The following is a 13,126-nucleotide window of genomic DNA, read 5'->3' on the forward strand; positions in this document are numbered from 1 at the left end:
TTTTCAAGGCCGTTTCACCGAAGTGAAACGTTGTTGCCGATGCTGCTTCGTCGTGTGACCCGGAGGTCTTTTCGTCGAAGCGAGCCGCCTATTATGTCAGGCTTTTCGTTTCCGTCAACACCTTCTTTCGAAGAAGTTGAAGTCCTGATCCTTCGCGGTTGCCGCCTTGCGGTGGCCCCTGCGTCGGGGGAGGGAAAGTATGTCCCTATCCGCATCGTTTGTGAAGGGGGTAAGCGACATTTTTTCACGTCGCCTCCCTCCCATTCATGCTTCAAGGGGGCCGGATCGCCCGGACCCCTTGTGCCACTTAGGCCGCGACCAGCAGCACGCGTGCGAAGGTGCGCTTGCCGACCTGCAGCAGGCCTTCAAAACCGGGCGCGAACACCTGCTGGGCGTCCTCCACCACCTCGCCGTCCACCTTCACTGCACGCTCTTTGAGCTTGCGGGACGCTTCGGAGTTGCTCGGGGTGAGCCCGGCAGCGGTCAGCAGGGCACCAATACGCAGGCCTTCGGCCGGAATGGCCACCTCCTGGAGCGGCAGCAGGGTCACATCGCCCTGCCCGGTCACGGCGGCATTCCAGCCGGCGATGGCCTGCTCGGCCGCGGCGGCGTCATGGAAGCGGGTGGTCAGCTCACGCGCCAGGCGCAGCTTCACCTCGCGCGGGTTCAACCCGCCCGCCTCGACCTGCTCACGCAGCGCCTTGGCCTCGGCCTGGCTGATATCAAAGGAGAGCAGCTCGATCCAGCGCCACATCAGGTCATCGCCGATCTTCATGGTCTTGGTGACGATGTCGATGGCCGGCTCGCTGATACCAATATAGTTGTTGAGCGACTTGGACATCTTGGCCACGCCGTCCAAGCCTTCCAGCAGCGGCATGGTCAGCACGATCTGCGGCTTCTGCCCGTAGTGCTCCTGCAGGCCACGGCCCATCAGCAGGTTGAACTTCTGGTCGGTGCCGCCCAGTTCGACGTCCGCTTCCAGTGCGACCGAGTCGTAACCCTGCACCAGCGGATACAGGAACTCATGCAGGGCGATGGACTGCTGGGCGGCATAGCGCTTGGCGAAATCGTCGCGCTCGAGCATGCGCGCCACGGTGTGCTGGCCGGCCAGGCGGATCATGTCGGCGGCGGCCATCTTGCCGAACCACTCCGAATTGAAGCGCACTTCGGTCTTTTCGCGGTCCAGTACCTTGAAGACCTGGTCCTCATAGGTACGCGCGTTGGCGAGCACATCTTCCTTGGTGAGCGGCTTGCGGGTGACGTTCTTGCCGGACGGGTCGCCGATCATCCCGGTGAAGTCGCCGATCAGGAAGATCACCTGGTGGCCAAGGTCCTGGAACTGGCGCAGCTTGTTCAGCAGCACGGTGTGGCCCAGGTGCAGGTCCGGGGCGGTGGGGTCGAAGCCGGCCTTGACCCGCAGCGGACGGCCGCTTTCCAGACGCTGGCGCAGTTCGTCGGATTTGAGGATCTCATCGGCGCCTCGCCCGATCAGGGCAATGGCTTCTTCAATCGAGGACACGTGACAACTCCCGGCAATGCCTTATTTATATGAATGACGTTAAGTACAAGTTAACCGCAGGTGCTTCACAAAAGCCAATAGGCACAAGGGTTTGACGCGGTATTTATACCTGTCTATGTTACCGACGTTTGGGCCCGCGCTCCCGGGCCAGCCAGGAACAGACCGACGATGCTCAATTCCGATCAAGGCCGCGCGCGCAAGCAGCGCTTCAAGGAACGTCTCCACGTCCTCCACGACACCGCCCTCCATCGGAAGCTCAAACAGCATCTTCCCGCGGCCTTCAACCAGCGCTGGACCCGCCGCCACTGGATGCACGCCAGCCTGTTCGCCACCATCGGCGCCCTGGTGGCCACGATCGTCCCGGGCTTCTCGCACACCATCGACTCGCCCTACTCGGTCAGCCATTCGACCCTGGCGCTGCCGTTGCCGCCGCTGTCGCTGGAGCGCCAGCAGCAGACCCCCGGCGACAGCTGGCAGGTGCTGCGCGTGCAGCGCGGCCAGACCCTGAGCAATCTGTTCGACCAGGCCGGGATCCCGGCCACGGTGATGCACCAGGTGCTGGAGCACCCCGGTGTGCGCGACTCGCTGACCAAGCTGCGCCCCGGCGCGGAGATCGCCTTCGACCTGCCGCTGTCCGGTGAGTTGCGCACGATCCGCTTCGACCGTGATGCCGACAACCGCGTCGAGCTGTCCCTGGCTGGCGACAAGATCACCGAGACGGTGAGCAAGCGCGAGACCTCCACCCGCCGGGTGGTCGCCAGTGGCGAGATCACCAGTTCGCTGTACGCCGCCGCGCGCAAGGCCGGGCTGTCGCCCTCGGCGATCGCGACGATGACCGACGAGATCTTCAAGTACGACATCGACTTCTCCAAGGACCTGCAGCCCGGCGACCGTTTCAGCGTGGTGATGGACGAAACCTGGCGCGAAGGCGAGAAAGTGGACACCAGCAAGATCCTCGCGGCGACCTTCAGCTCGGGTGGCAAGACCTACAGCGGCTTCCGCTTCGACCGCAACGGCAAGTCCGAATACTTCGATGCCAGCGGCCGTCCCCTGAAGAAGAGCTTCATCCGCATGCCGATCCAGTTCGCGCGCTTGAGTTCGAGCTTCGGCGCGCGCAAGCACCCGGTGCTGGGCAAGATGCGCATGCACAAGGGCGTGGACTACGCCGCACGCACCGGCACCCCGATCATGGCCGCCGGCGATGCCCGCGTGCAGTTCGCCGGCGTGCAGCGCGGCTACGGCAACGTGGTGATCCTCGACCACGGCCGTGGCCACACCACGCTGTACGGGCACATGTCGCGCTTTGGCAGCATCAAGACCGGCCAGCGCGTGGCCCAGGGCACCGTGATCGGCTACGTCGGCTCGACCGGCATGGCCACCGGCCCGCACCTGCATTACGAATTCCGCGTCAACGGCGTGCACCGCAACCCGCTGTCGGTGACGATGCCGCCGCCGGAGCCGCTGCAGGGTGCCGAGCTGGCCGCCTTCCGTGCGCAGACCGCGCCGGCACTGGCGCGCATCCAGGGCATGGAGAAGCTGATCTACGCCGACGCCAGCCCGGCCCCGGCTGCCACGTCGGCCGATACGGCCACCGCAAAGGCCGGCAAGCCGGTCAAATCCAACCGCGGCTGATCGCATCGATTGACGGCGGCAACGGGTTGCGCGGAAGCTGCATGCAACCCGTTGGACCGCCTGGCCATGACCTCTGCTGTTGATCCCACCACCCCGCTCTACCTGGGCCTGATGTCCGGCACCAGCGCCGACGGCATCGATGCCGCGCTGGTGCAGTTCCCCGCCGAGGGCGGCTGCCGCTTTGTCGATGGCCTGACCCACGTGTGGGATCCGGCGATCCGCGCCGAGCTGATCGCCTTGGGCGAAGGCGGCACGATCACCTCGCTGGACGCGCTGGGCCGGCTCGATGCCGAGGTCGGGATCACGTTCGCCGCGGCTGCCAACCGGCTGCTGGACAGCGCGCGCATCGACCGCACCCAGGTGCAGGCCATCGGTTCGCACGGGCAGACCGTACGCCATCGGCCGCTGGCCGATCCTGCCTTCACGATGCAGATCGGCGACGCCAACCGCATCGCCGAATTGACCGGCATCACCACCGTGGCCGATTTCCGCCGCCGCGATGTGGCCGCCGGCGGCCATGGCGCGCCGCTGATGCCGGCGTTCCACCTGGCGATGCTGGGTGACAGCGACGAAGACCGCGCCGTGCTCAACCTGGGCGGCATCGGCAATCTCACCCTGATCCCGCGCGAGGGTACGCCGCGCGGTTTCGATACCGGCCCGGCCAATGCGCTGATGGATGCCTGGTGCCAGCGCCACCGCGGCGAACCGTTCGACGCCGACGGGGCATTCGCGGCCAGCGGGCAGGTCGATACGGCGCTGCTGGCGCGGTGGCTGGCCGATCCGTGGTTTGCGCTGCCGCCGCCCAAGAGCACCGGGCGCGAGCAGTTCCACCTGGACTGGGCGCAGGCGCAACTGGGCGAGGGACAGGTCTCCGGCGCGGATGTGCAGGCGACCCTGCTGGAGCTGACCGCCGCGACGGTGGCCGATGCGCTGTTGGCGCACCTGCCGGGCGCGAAGCGGGTGCTGGTGTGCGGCGGTGGCGTGCGCAACCCGCAGCTGCTGCGGCGCCTGGGCGCACGCCTGCCGGGCGTGGTGATCGAGTCCAGCGCGGTGCACGGGCTGGATCCGGATTATCTGGAGGCGATGGGGTTTGCGTGGTTGGCGCAGCGCACCCTGGCCGGGTTGCCGGGCAATCTGCCGAGCGTGAGTGGTGCGCGGGGGCCGCGGATTCTCGGGGCGATCCACCCGGCCTGAGGCGCCACGGCGGCGGGCGCTGCGTGCGGCGGTGATCGCCGATGCGCGGCTCGGCGCGTGCCGCCGTTACAGCCCCTGCGCGTCCGGCAGCGCCTGCAGTGCCGCGATGGCATCGGCGAGCGCATCGACTTCGGGATCGTGGAAGCCGCTGCGGACCTCCAGTTCGCTGGCGAACAGGCCTTGTTCCAGCAATGCCACGCAGGCGTCCTCGCGGGACCAGCCACGCGCCACTGCGATGCGGCGGATACGTTCCAGCAACAGCGGGTCCATATCCCGCAGCAGTAGATCAGCCATCGTTCTCCCCGTTGGCGCGCCGCCATCCCCGCAGCGACTGTGCCGGCATGATCCATCAGGCTCTGCCGGCACGCAAACCACTCAGGCCGAGCTGCGGTCCCGGATCCGTGGCCACAGCCAGATCAGCAGCAGCAGGGTCGGGATGACCGTGGTGGCGCTGAGGATGAAGAAGGTGCTGTACGAGCTCGCCTCCACGATGTAACCGGAGACGCCGCCGACGAACTTGCCCGGCAGGTTGGCCAGCGAGACCAGCAGCGCGTACTGGGTGGCGGTGAAGTTGCGGTCGGTCAGCGAGGACATGAAGGCGACCAGCACCGTGCCGGCGAAGCCCTGGAACAGGTTGTCCGCGCTCAGCGCCGCATAGAACGCCCACAGCTGGCCCGGGTTGTGCGCCATCAGCAGGAACGCCAGGTTGGACAGCGCCACGCCCAGCGCGGCGACCAGCAACATGCGGCGAAAGCCGAATGCAGCCACCGCGATGCCGCCGAGGAATGCGCCGCCGATGCCCATCCACACGCCGAACAGCTTGGAGACGGTCGCGATGTCGGCCTTGGTGAAGCCCGAATCGAGATAGAACGGACCGGCCATCACCCCGATCACCTGGTCCGGGAATTTGTAGAGCCCGACGAAGGCCAGCAGCACCAGCGCCAGCACCACGCCATTGGTGCTGAAGAAGCTGGCGATCGGCTGCCAGAACGCGCCGAAGAAATCGATCCGGCGCTGGATGCGCACCTCGGGCTGCTCCGGCTCGCGGCACAGCAGCGTGGTGATGATCGGCAGGATCATCAAGGCAGCCATGGCCAGGTAGGCCACGATCCAGCTCTCGAACTGGGCCAGGTACAGCGCGCCCGCGCCAGCCAGGATCAGGCCGATGCGATAGCCCAGCGTATAGGTCGCGGCGAGTGCCGCCTGGGCACTCTCCGGTGCGATCTCGATGCGGTAGGCGTCCACCACCGAATCCTGGGTCGCACCGGCGAACGAAGCCACCAGCACCCAAAGCACCAGCGGGGTGACGCCGAGTTCGGGCCGGACGAAGGCCAGCGCGAACAACCCGCCGGTGACGCCGATCTGCGAGGCCAGCAGCCACGAACGGCGCCGGCCCAGGAAGCCGATCAGCGGGAACGCGTAGCGGTCGATCAGCGGCGCCCAGACGAACTTCATCAGATAGAAGAAGCTGGCCAGGCTGATCAGCCCGATGCTGCCCAGGTCCAGGCCGACATCCCGCAGGCGGGTGGACAGCGTCTGCGAGGCGATCAGCAGGAACGGCAGGCCGCTGCCGAAGCCCAGGAAGGCCATCGTCAGCGCCGAGGGCGTACCGAAGGCGCGCTTGATCCCCGCCCACCCCTTGTAGGACACCGGCTCGACCGCTTCGGTCATGGGGCGTAGTCCACCGTGAACGGCGCATGGTCGGAGAAGCGTTCATCGCGGTACACCGAGCAGCTGCGCAGGCGGTCACGCAGGCCCGGGCTGACGAACTGGTAATCGATGCGCCAGCCGACATTGTTGGCGCGCGCCTGGCCGCGGTTGCTCCACCAGGTGTAGTCCTCGCCCTGCGGGTGCAGCAGGCGGTAGGCATCGGTCCAGCCCTGGCCGGCGGCGATGTCCAGCGCCTGGTCGGCATCCACGCACTGGCCGTTGAGCCAGTCGCGCTCGGGCGGCAGGCAGCCGGAGTTCTTCTGGTTGGATTTCCAGTTCTTGATGTCCAGCGCGGAACGCACGATGTTCCAGTCGCCGCACAGCACGTAGTCGCGGCCACTGGCCAGCCAGCCGGCCAGGATCGGGCGCAGCCACTCCATCACTTCGTACTTGAAGCCCTGGCGCAGATCGCCCGAGCTGCCCGAGGGGATATAGAAGGAGACCACGCTGAGGTTGCCGTAGCGGGCTTCGATGTAGCGGCCTTCATCGTCGAACGGGGCCCAGCCCAGCGAGGTGATCACCTGGTCCGGCTCGCGCTTGCTGTAGATCGCCACGCCGCTGTAGCCCTTTTTGGTGATGGCGTCGCGGTAGAAGCAGTGGTGCCCGTCCGGGCGGAACATCGGGTCGGTCAGCTGGTCTTCCTGGGCCTTGGTTTCCTGGATGCACAGGACGTCGGCGTCCTGGGCGCGGAACCACTCGAGAAAGCCCTTGGTGGCGGCGGAACGGATGCCGTTGGCGTTGAAACTGATGATGCGCATGCTGACCCGGGTCTGGAACGATACCCGCAAGAGCATACCGTTTCGGCCCTTGCAGGGGCTGGCTGGAAACGGACGGCATTACCGCCCGCGGCCATCTGGCGAAGCCGTCTCGCCAGCCCGTGCGACACCGGGCCGCAGGGCTCGACGAGCGGAAAAGTGCGGGCATGCATTAGGATTTGCGCTCCAAATGAATTGAATCGAGTCTTGATGAGCGACCATCGCCACCGTTTCCTGCAACTGGCCCTGACCGCCGATGCCCTGCGTTTCGGCCAGTTCACCCTGAAGTCCGGCCGTCTGAGCCCCTATTTCTTCAACGCCGGCCGGTTCGATTCCGGCGCGCGCATGTCCCAGCTGGCGGCCTGCTACGCCGATGCCGTGGAGGCCACCGGGCTGAAGTTCGACGTCGTGTTCGGCCCGGCCTACAAGGGCATCCCGCTGGCCACCGCGACCGCCTGTGAATTCGCCCAGCGCGGCCGCGACCTGCCGCTGTCGTTCAACCGCAAGGAAGCCAAGGACCACGGCGAAGGCGGCAACCTGATCGGCGCGGACATGAATGGCAAGCGCGTGCTGATCGTCGATGACGTGATCACCGCCGGCACCGCGATCCGCGAAGCACTGGCGATCATCAAGGGCGCTGGTGGCACCCCGGCCGGCATCGTGGTGGCCCTGGACCGCCAGGAGATCGCCTCGGAAACCGACCGCCGTTCGGCCGCGCAGGCCGTGGCCGAAGAAGCCGGCATTCCGGTGGTCGCCGTGGCCACGCTGGCCGACCTGCTTGATTTTGCCTCCGGAAATCCGGAACTTGTGGGCTACCGGCAGCCGCTGGAGGACTATCGTTCCCGCTACGGCAGCCGTCCTACACGTTGAGAGCAGGGGGCTTTCACCATGTCCAGGTTTGCCTCGTTCACCGTTGTCGGCCTGTTGCTGGCCGTGCCGCTGTTGCCTGCCCAGGCACAGAAGCGCGCGGCCGACGCAGCGCCGAAGAAGCTGTACTGCTGGAACAAGGGCAGCGAGCGGATCTGCAGTGATGCCCTGCCCCAGGAGGCGGTGAACAGTGCGCGCGAGGAGTTCAACCTGCGCAGCGGCATGCGCAGTGGGGAAGTGCAGCGCGCGTTGACTGACGACGAACGCGCCGATGCCGCGGCGCAGGCCGCGCAGCAGCGCCTGGACCTGGCCGCCGAGCAGACCCGGCAGCGTACCGAGCAGGCGATGCTGGCCACGTACGAGAGCGAGGACGACCTGCGCCGGGTGTTCGCCGAGCGCAGCGGCATCCTGGACAACAACATCCATACCGCCAGCTACAACGTGGCCAGCGTGCGTGATGCGCTGGTGACCCTGCTGGCCAGTGCGGGCAACCGCGAGCTGGATGGGCAGCCGGTGCCGGACAAGCAGGCCGAGCGCATCCGCCAGCGGCATGCCGAGCTGGTGACGCAGCGGCGCATGCAGGCCTCGTTCGAGCAGCAGCGCCGGGCGCTGGACGTGGAGATCGAGAGCACGCTGCAGCGCTATCGGTTGCTCAAGGGTGTGGGGAGCGATCCGCGCGGGTAAGGGCGGAGGTGCGATGGCGTTGAAACGAAGGCGGCCTTGGGGTCGCCTTTTTTTATGCACTTTTTACGCGGGGCGCCGGTTTCGGGCGTGGAGCGTTTATGCCGTGCAGGCAGACCATGGGCGCCTGACGTGGAGTGGTTCCACCTGGACGTCCCATGAGCCCGTATCTGTCTGTCTTTCCTGCCGGTGCCCCGCGCACCGTGCGCTCCCTTTCCCGCGTTTGAGGCCACGACCATGTCTGCCTGGCTTTCCCTGCTGTGCGGCGTGCTGGTGCTCGTTGCCGCCGCCTATCTGCTGTACGTCGTGCTTCGGCCCGAAACCTTCTGACCGGAGCCGACCATGACCGAGATCCTGTTGATCCTGCTGGCCAGCATCGTGCTGGCCTTTCTGCTTGGGCTGTACCTGGCCCGGGTGATGCGCGGTGGCCCGATGCGTGGCGATGCGCTGTTCGGGCTGGTTGAAAAACCCCTTTACCGGCTGCTGGGAGTGAACCCGGCGCGCGGCATGTCCTGGCGTGGCTACGTGGGCGCCTTCCTGCTCAGCAACGTGGTGATCGCGGTGCTGGTGCAGGCCGTCTTCATGACCCAGGCCTGGCTGCCGTTCAATCCGGACCAGATCCCCAACATGCGCTGGGATACGGCGCTGCACACCATGGTGTCGTTCCTGACCAACACCAACCAGCAGCATTATTCCGGGCAGGCGCAGCTGTCGTACTTCTCGCAGATGACCGCGATCACCGGGCTGCAGGTGGTGACGCCGATGATGGGCCTGGCGCTGGTGGTGGCCACCCTGCGTGCGCTGTTCGGCGCGCGCCCCGAGGATGTGCCGGCCGACCAGGCTGCGCTGCTGAGTGCGGACCGCCGCGTCGATGTGGGCAATTACTACGCCGATGTGGTGCGCTCGAGCGTGCGCTTCATGCTGCCGCTGTGCCTGCTGTGGGCGGTGCTGCTGACCAGCCAGGGCGTGCCCGCCACCCTCGCCGGCGGTCCGCAGGCCACGCCGATCGACGCCTCGGCCGGCATGGACACGCAGAAGCTGCCGCTCGGGCCGGTCGCGGCGATGGTCGCGGCCAAGCAGCTGGGCACCAATGGCGGTGGCTGGTACGGCCCCAACAGCGCGATGCCGCTGGAGAACCCGACCCCACTGTCCAACGCGCTGGAACTGATCGGCATCCTGCTGGTCCCGATCGCGGTGATCTTCATGCTCGGCGCCTTCACCGGACGCAAGCGCCTGGCCGGGCTGGTGTTCGGCTGCATGCTGGCGATGTCCAGTGTGTCGATCGCCGCCACGGTGTGGCTGGAAGGCCACTCGGCCACTGCGGCCAGCCCGCTGCTGATGGAGGGCAAGGAAGTGCGCTTCGGTGCCGATGGCACGGGCTTGTGGGCCGCGATCACTACCCAGGTGTCCAACGGTTCGGTCAACGGCATGCATGACTCGCTCAGCCCGCTGGCCGGCGCCGTGCCGATGGTCAACATGCTGGTCAATGCGATCTGGGGCGGCATCGGCTGTGGGCTGCAGCAGTTCATCGTGTACCTGCTGCTGGGCGTGTTCCTGGCCGGCCTGATGACCGGCCGCACCCCGGAACTGTTCGGCCGCAAGCTGGAGACGCCGCAGGTGCGTCTGCTCGCGCTGCTGGTGCTGCTGCAGCCGATCACCATCCTGGGCTTCACCGCGTTGACCCTGGCGATCCCGTCGATCACCGGCACCTCCAATCCCGGCTTCCACGGCATCAGCCAGGTGTTCTACGAGTACACCTCGGCGTTCGCCAACAACGGCTCGGGCTTTGAAGGCCTCGGCGATGCCACGGTGTGGTGGAACCTGAGCTGCACCCTGGTGCTGCTGCTGGGCCGCTACCCCGTGCTGGTGATCCCGTTGATCGTGGCCGCGCAGCTGGCGGCCAAGCGGCGGGCGCCGGAATCGGCCGGCACGCTGCAGATTGAAACCCCGACCTTCGCGCTGACCCTGATCGCGCTGATCGTCATCCTCACCGTATTGCAGTTCATGCCGGCGCTGGTGCTGGGCCCGGTCGCCGATCACCTGTCGCTGACGCTGCACTGAGACCGCCTTCCATGAGTACGTATCCGTTGAACGTTTCTTCCCATCGCCGCCAGCGCCTGCTCGACGGCGCCGGCTGGCGCCGTGCCCTGCGCGACGCCGTCATCAAGCTCTCGCCCCGGCACCTGCTGCACAGCCCGGTGATGGCCGTGGTGATGGTCGGCACAGTGGTCAGCGCCCTGGTCACGCTGACCGGCAATGCGCCGCTGGGCTTCGGCCTGGCGGTCACCGCGATCCTGCTGCTGACGGTGCTGTTCGGCAACTTCGCCGAGGCGGTGGCCGAAGCGCGCGGCCGGGGCCAGGCCGCCTCGCTGCGACGCGCCCGGCAGGACCTCAGTGCGCGCCGGTTGGCGGCCGCGCATGCCGGGGCCAGCGAAACCCAGGTCCCGGCGGCCGAACTGCGCCCGGGCGACCATGTGATCGTCACTGCCGGGGAACTGATCCCGGCCGATGGCGAGATCGTGCAGGGCCTGGCGACCATCAACGAAGCGGCGGTGACCGGCGAATCGGCCCCCGTGCTGCGCGAAGCGGGTACCGACCGCAGTGGCGTGATCGGCGGCACCAAGGTGCTCTCCGACCAGATCATCGTGCGCATCACCGCCGAGCCGGGCCACAGCTTCCTGGACCGGATGATCGCCCTGGTGGAAGGCGCGAACCGCCAGAAGACCCCGAACGAGGTCGCCCTGACCCTGCTGCTGGCGGCGATGACGCTGACCTTCCTGGTGGTGGTGGCGACGCTGCCGGCGATCGGTGCGTTCGTTGGTGTGCAGGTCGATCCGCTGCTGTTGATCGCGCTGCTGGTGTGTTTGATTCCGACCACCATCGGCGGCTTGCTGCCGGCCATCGGCATTGCCGGCATGAACCGGGCGCTGGCCGCCAACGTGCTGGCCAAGTCCGGCAAGGCGGTGGAAGTGGCCGGCGATGTGGACGTGCTGCTGCTCGACAAGACCGGCACGATCACCCATGGCGACCGCCAGGCCACGCACTTCCATGCACTGGCGGGGGTTGATGCCACGCAGCTGCGCGAAGCAGCGCTGCTGTCCTCGCTGGCCGACCCGACGCCGGAAGGCAAATCGGTCGTGCGTCTCGCGCGTGAGCAGGGCTGCACCACCGCCGAGCCGGACCGTGCGGACTATCTTGCGTTCTCTGCGCAGACCCGCATGTCCGGTGTGGATCTGGACGGCGGCCGCCGCATCCGCAAGGGCGCTTCCGATGCGATCACCGCGTATGTGCGTGAGCTGGGCGGCACCGTGCCGTCGGAGCTGCCGGGCCGCGTGGAACAGGTGGCGCGCAACGGTGCCACCCCGCTGGTGGTGTGCGAAGGCCGCCATGTGCTGGGCGTGATCGAGCTGTCGGACGTGGTCAAGCACGGCATGCGCGAGAAGTTCGCGCAGCTGCGCGCGATGGGCATCCGCACGGTGATGATCACCGGCGACAACCCGCTGACCGCCGCGGCGATCGCCGCCGAAGCCGGTGTGGACGACTACATCGCCGAGGCCCGCCCCGAAGACAAGCTGGCCCGCATCCGCGCCGAGCAGGCCGGTGGGCGGCTGGTGGCGATGGTCGGCGACGGTACCAACGACGCTCCGGCGCTGGCCCAGGCCGACATCGGGCTGGCGATGAACTCCGGCACGCAGGCCGCCAAGGAGGCCGGCAACATGGTCGATCTGGATTCGGACCCGGCCAAGCTGCTGGCGGTGGTGGAAGTGGGCAAGCAGCAGCTGATCACCCGCGGTGCGCTGACCACCTTCTCGCTGGCCAACGATGTCTCCAAGTATTTCGCGATCCTGCCGGCGCTGTTCGCCTCCACCCTGCCGGCGATGGCGGCGCTGAACGTGATGCACCTGTCCAGCCCGCGCAATGCGGTGCTGGCGGCGCTGATCTTCAATGCGTTGGTGATCCCGGCGCTGATCCCGCTGGCCTTGCGCGGGGTGCGCTTCCGCCCGGCCACGGCCACCGCACTGCTCCGCCGGAACATGCTGGTGTATGGCCTGGGCGGCGTGCTGCTGCCGTTTGCGGCCATCAAATTGATCGACCTCTTCCTTGTCTCGGTGTTCGGCGCATGAACCGCTCGCTAGCTGCTTCTGTTCCCCGTTCGGCGCGCAGTCGCGCGGCCGCCTCCCTCCACCTGCAGCAGGACAGCGCCTGGCGCCCGGCCCTCGTGCTCGGCCTGAGCAGCCTGTTGCTGCTCGGCCTGGCCTATGCAGTGGCCACGACCAGCGTGAGCCGGCTGCTGTTCCCGGCGCAGGCCGATGGCAGCCTGCTGATCCGCGACGGGCAGGTGCGTGGCTCGCAGCTGATCGCCCAGCCGTTCGTCGGCGATGGCTACTTCCAGGCGCGGCCGTCGGCGGCCAACTACGACCCGATGGCCGCGGCCGGCAGCAACATGGCGCGCACCAATCCGGCGCTGCAGGAACGGGTGCAGGCGGCGATCACGGCGGTGGCCGCACGCGAAGGCGTGCCTGCCGCGCAGGTGCCCGGCGATCTGGTCACCCAGTCCGGCGCCGGCATGGACCCGGAGATCTCCCCGGCCGCCGCGCAGGTGCAGGTGGCCCGCGTGGCACGCAGCCGTGGGCTGCCGGCCGAGCGCGTCGCCGCGTTGGTGCAGGCCAACACGCTGGGCCCGCAGTGGGGCGTGTTCGGCCAGGCCCGGGTCAACGTGATGACGTTGAACCTGGCGCTGGAGGATCTCAAGGCCCGACCGTGATGC

General features: G+C 67.5%; 12 protein-coding genes. 8 read left to right on the plus strand and 4 right to left on the minus strand.

What is annotated here, in order from left to right; all coding sequences use genetic code 11:
• Nucleotides 1-307: 307 nt before the first annotated feature.
• Nucleotides 308-1,519, minus strand: coding sequence for a tyrosine--tRNA ligase (gene tyrS, locus OC373_RS13180; RefSeq protein ID WP_070426466.1), 1,212 nt, complete (start codon nucleotides 1,517-1,519; stop codon nucleotides 308-310).
• Between the two features lie 168 nt (nucleotides 1,520-1,687).
• Between tyrS and OC373_RS13185 the strand changes: the two genes are divergently transcribed.
• Both OC373_RS13185 and OC373_RS13190 read left to right on the plus strand, forming a co-directional pair.
• Nucleotides 1,688-3,151 carry a peptidoglycan DD-metalloendopeptidase family protein gene (locus OC373_RS13185; RefSeq protein ID WP_261997834.1) on the plus strand — a complete coding sequence of 488 codons (1,464 nt, stop codon included), beginning with the start codon at nucleotides 1,688-1,690 and terminating at the stop codon, nucleotides 3,149-3,151.
• A gap of 66 nt (nucleotides 3,152-3,217) precedes the next feature.
• Complete coding sequence (locus OC373_RS13190) at nucleotides 3,218-4,345, plus strand: anhydro-N-acetylmuramic acid kinase (RefSeq protein ID WP_070427511.1); 1,128 nt, start codon at nucleotides 3,218-3,220, stop codon at nucleotides 4,343-4,345.
• A 66-nt stretch (nucleotides 4,346-4,411) separates the two neighbouring features.
• Here the strand turns inward: OC373_RS13190 and OC373_RS13195 are convergent, their stop codons facing one another.
• The 3 genes from OC373_RS13195 to OC373_RS13205 form a co-directional block, all read right to left on the minus strand.
• The gene (locus OC373_RS13195) at nucleotides 4,412-4,639 is read right to left on the minus strand and encodes a hypothetical protein (protein WP_070426465.1); all 228 of its coding nucleotides are present in this window, start codon (nucleotides 4,637-4,639) and stop codon (nucleotides 4,412-4,414) included.
• Between the two features lie 81 nt (nucleotides 4,640-4,720).
• Nucleotides 4,721-6,016 carry an MFS transporter gene (locus tag OC373_RS13200; RefSeq protein WP_019183957.1) on the minus strand — a complete coding sequence of 432 codons (1,296 nt, stop codon included), beginning with the start codon at nucleotides 6,014-6,016 and terminating at the stop codon, nucleotides 4,721-4,723.
• Nucleotides 6,013-6,813: an exodeoxyribonuclease III gene (locus OC373_RS13205; RefSeq protein ID WP_019183958.1), complete on the minus strand. Its 801-nt coding sequence runs from the start codon at nucleotides 6,811-6,813 to the stop codon at nucleotides 6,013-6,015. Before OC373_RS13205 ends, OC373_RS13200 begins: the two co-directional genes overlap by 4 nt.
• 207 nt (nucleotides 6,814-7,020) lie before the next feature.
• On the opposite strand from OC373_RS13205, the gene pyrE reads away from it, so the two are divergent.
• The 6 genes from pyrE to kdpC all read left to right on the plus strand — a co-directional run bounded on the left by pyrE (nucleotide 7,021) and on the right by kdpC (nucleotide 13,123).
• A complete protein-coding gene (pyrE, locus tag OC373_RS13210) occupies nucleotides 7,021-7,680 on the plus strand; it encodes an orotate phosphoribosyltransferase (protein ID WP_046272987.1) in 660 nt (219 codons plus the stop codon).
• An 18-nt stretch (nucleotides 7,681-7,698) separates the two neighbouring features.
• Nucleotides 7,699-8,361, plus strand: coding sequence for a hypothetical protein (locus tag OC373_RS13215; protein ID WP_070426463.1), 663 nt, complete (start codon nucleotides 7,699-7,701; stop codon nucleotides 8,359-8,361).
• Nucleotides 8,362-8,595: 234 nt separating this feature from the next.
• Nucleotides 8,596-8,688: a potassium-transporting ATPase subunit F gene (locus tag OC373_RS13220; RefSeq protein ID WP_019183961.1), complete on the plus strand. Its 93-nt coding sequence runs from the start codon at nucleotides 8,596-8,598 to the stop codon at nucleotides 8,686-8,688.
• A gap of 12 nt (nucleotides 8,689-8,700) precedes the next feature.
• Entirely contained in the window at nucleotides 8,701-10,419 is a 1,719-nt protein-coding gene (kdpA, locus tag OC373_RS13225; protein WP_070426462.1) for a potassium-transporting ATPase subunit KdpA, read from the plus strand.
• 11 nt (nucleotides 10,420-10,430) lie between these two features.
• Nucleotides 10,431-12,482, plus strand: coding sequence for a potassium-transporting ATPase subunit KdpB (gene kdpB / locus OC373_RS13230; protein WP_261997835.1), 2,052 nt, complete (start codon nucleotides 10,431-10,433; stop codon nucleotides 12,480-12,482).
• On the plus strand, nucleotides 12,479-13,123 hold the full coding sequence (kdpC, locus tag OC373_RS13235; protein ID WP_070426460.1) for a potassium-transporting ATPase subunit KdpC: 645 nt from the start codon (nucleotides 12,479-12,481) through the stop codon (nucleotides 13,121-13,123). The genes kdpB and kdpC overlap by 4 nt, the downstream gene beginning before the upstream one ends.
• Nucleotides 13,124-13,126 lie beyond the last annotated feature (3 nt).

The organism is Stenotrophomonas sp. Ste96, from assembly GCF_024519495.1.
GTDB classification, from domain to species: Bacteria; Pseudomonadota; Gammaproteobacteria; order Xanthomonadales; family Xanthomonadaceae; genus Stenotrophomonas; species Stenotrophomonas bentonitica_A.

What these genes read in the sequence shown, in the direction of transcription:
- OC373_RS13220 (WP_019183961.1), top strand. Translation starts at nt 8,596, where the DNA reads ATGTCTGCCTGGCTTTCCCTGCTGTGCGGCGTGCTGGTGCTCGTTGCC.
- pyrE (WP_046272987.1), top strand. Translation starts at nt 7,021, where the DNA reads ATGAGCGACCATCGCCACCGTTTCCTGCAACTGGCCCTGACCGCCGAT.
- kdpC (WP_070426460.1), top strand. Translation starts at nt 12,479, where the DNA reads ATGAACCGCTCGCTAGCTGCTTCTGTTCCCCGTTCGGCGCGCAGTCGC.
- OC373_RS13190 (WP_070427511.1), top strand. Translation starts at nt 3,218, where the DNA reads ATGACCTCTGCTGTTGATCCCACCACCCCGCTCTACCTGGGCCTGATG.
- OC373_RS13215 (WP_070426463.1), top strand. Translation starts at nt 7,699, where the DNA reads ATGTCCAGGTTTGCCTCGTTCACCGTTGTCGGCCTGTTGCTGGCCGTG.
- kdpA (WP_070426462.1), top strand. Translation starts at nt 8,701, where the DNA reads ATGACCGAGATCCTGTTGATCCTGCTGGCCAGCATCGTGCTGGCCTTT.
- OC373_RS13200 (WP_019183957.1), bottom strand. Translation starts at nt 6,016, where the DNA reads ATGACCGAAGCGGTCGAGCCGGTGTCCTACAAGGGGTGGGCGGGGATC.
- OC373_RS13185 (WP_261997834.1), top strand. Translation starts at nt 1,688, where the DNA reads ATGCTCAATTCCGATCAAGGCCGCGCGCGCAAGCAGCGCTTCAAGGAA.
- kdpB (WP_261997835.1), top strand. Translation starts at nt 10,431, where the DNA reads ATGAGTACGTATCCGTTGAACGTTTCTTCCCATCGCCGCCAGCGCCTG.
- OC373_RS13195 (WP_070426465.1), bottom strand. Translation starts at nt 4,639, where the DNA reads ATGGCTGATCTACTGCTGCGGGATATGGACCCGCTGTTGCTGGAACGT.
- OC373_RS13205 (WP_019183958.1), bottom strand. Translation starts at nt 6,813, where the DNA reads ATGCGCATCATCAGTTTCAACGCCAACGGCATCCGTTCCGCCGCCACC.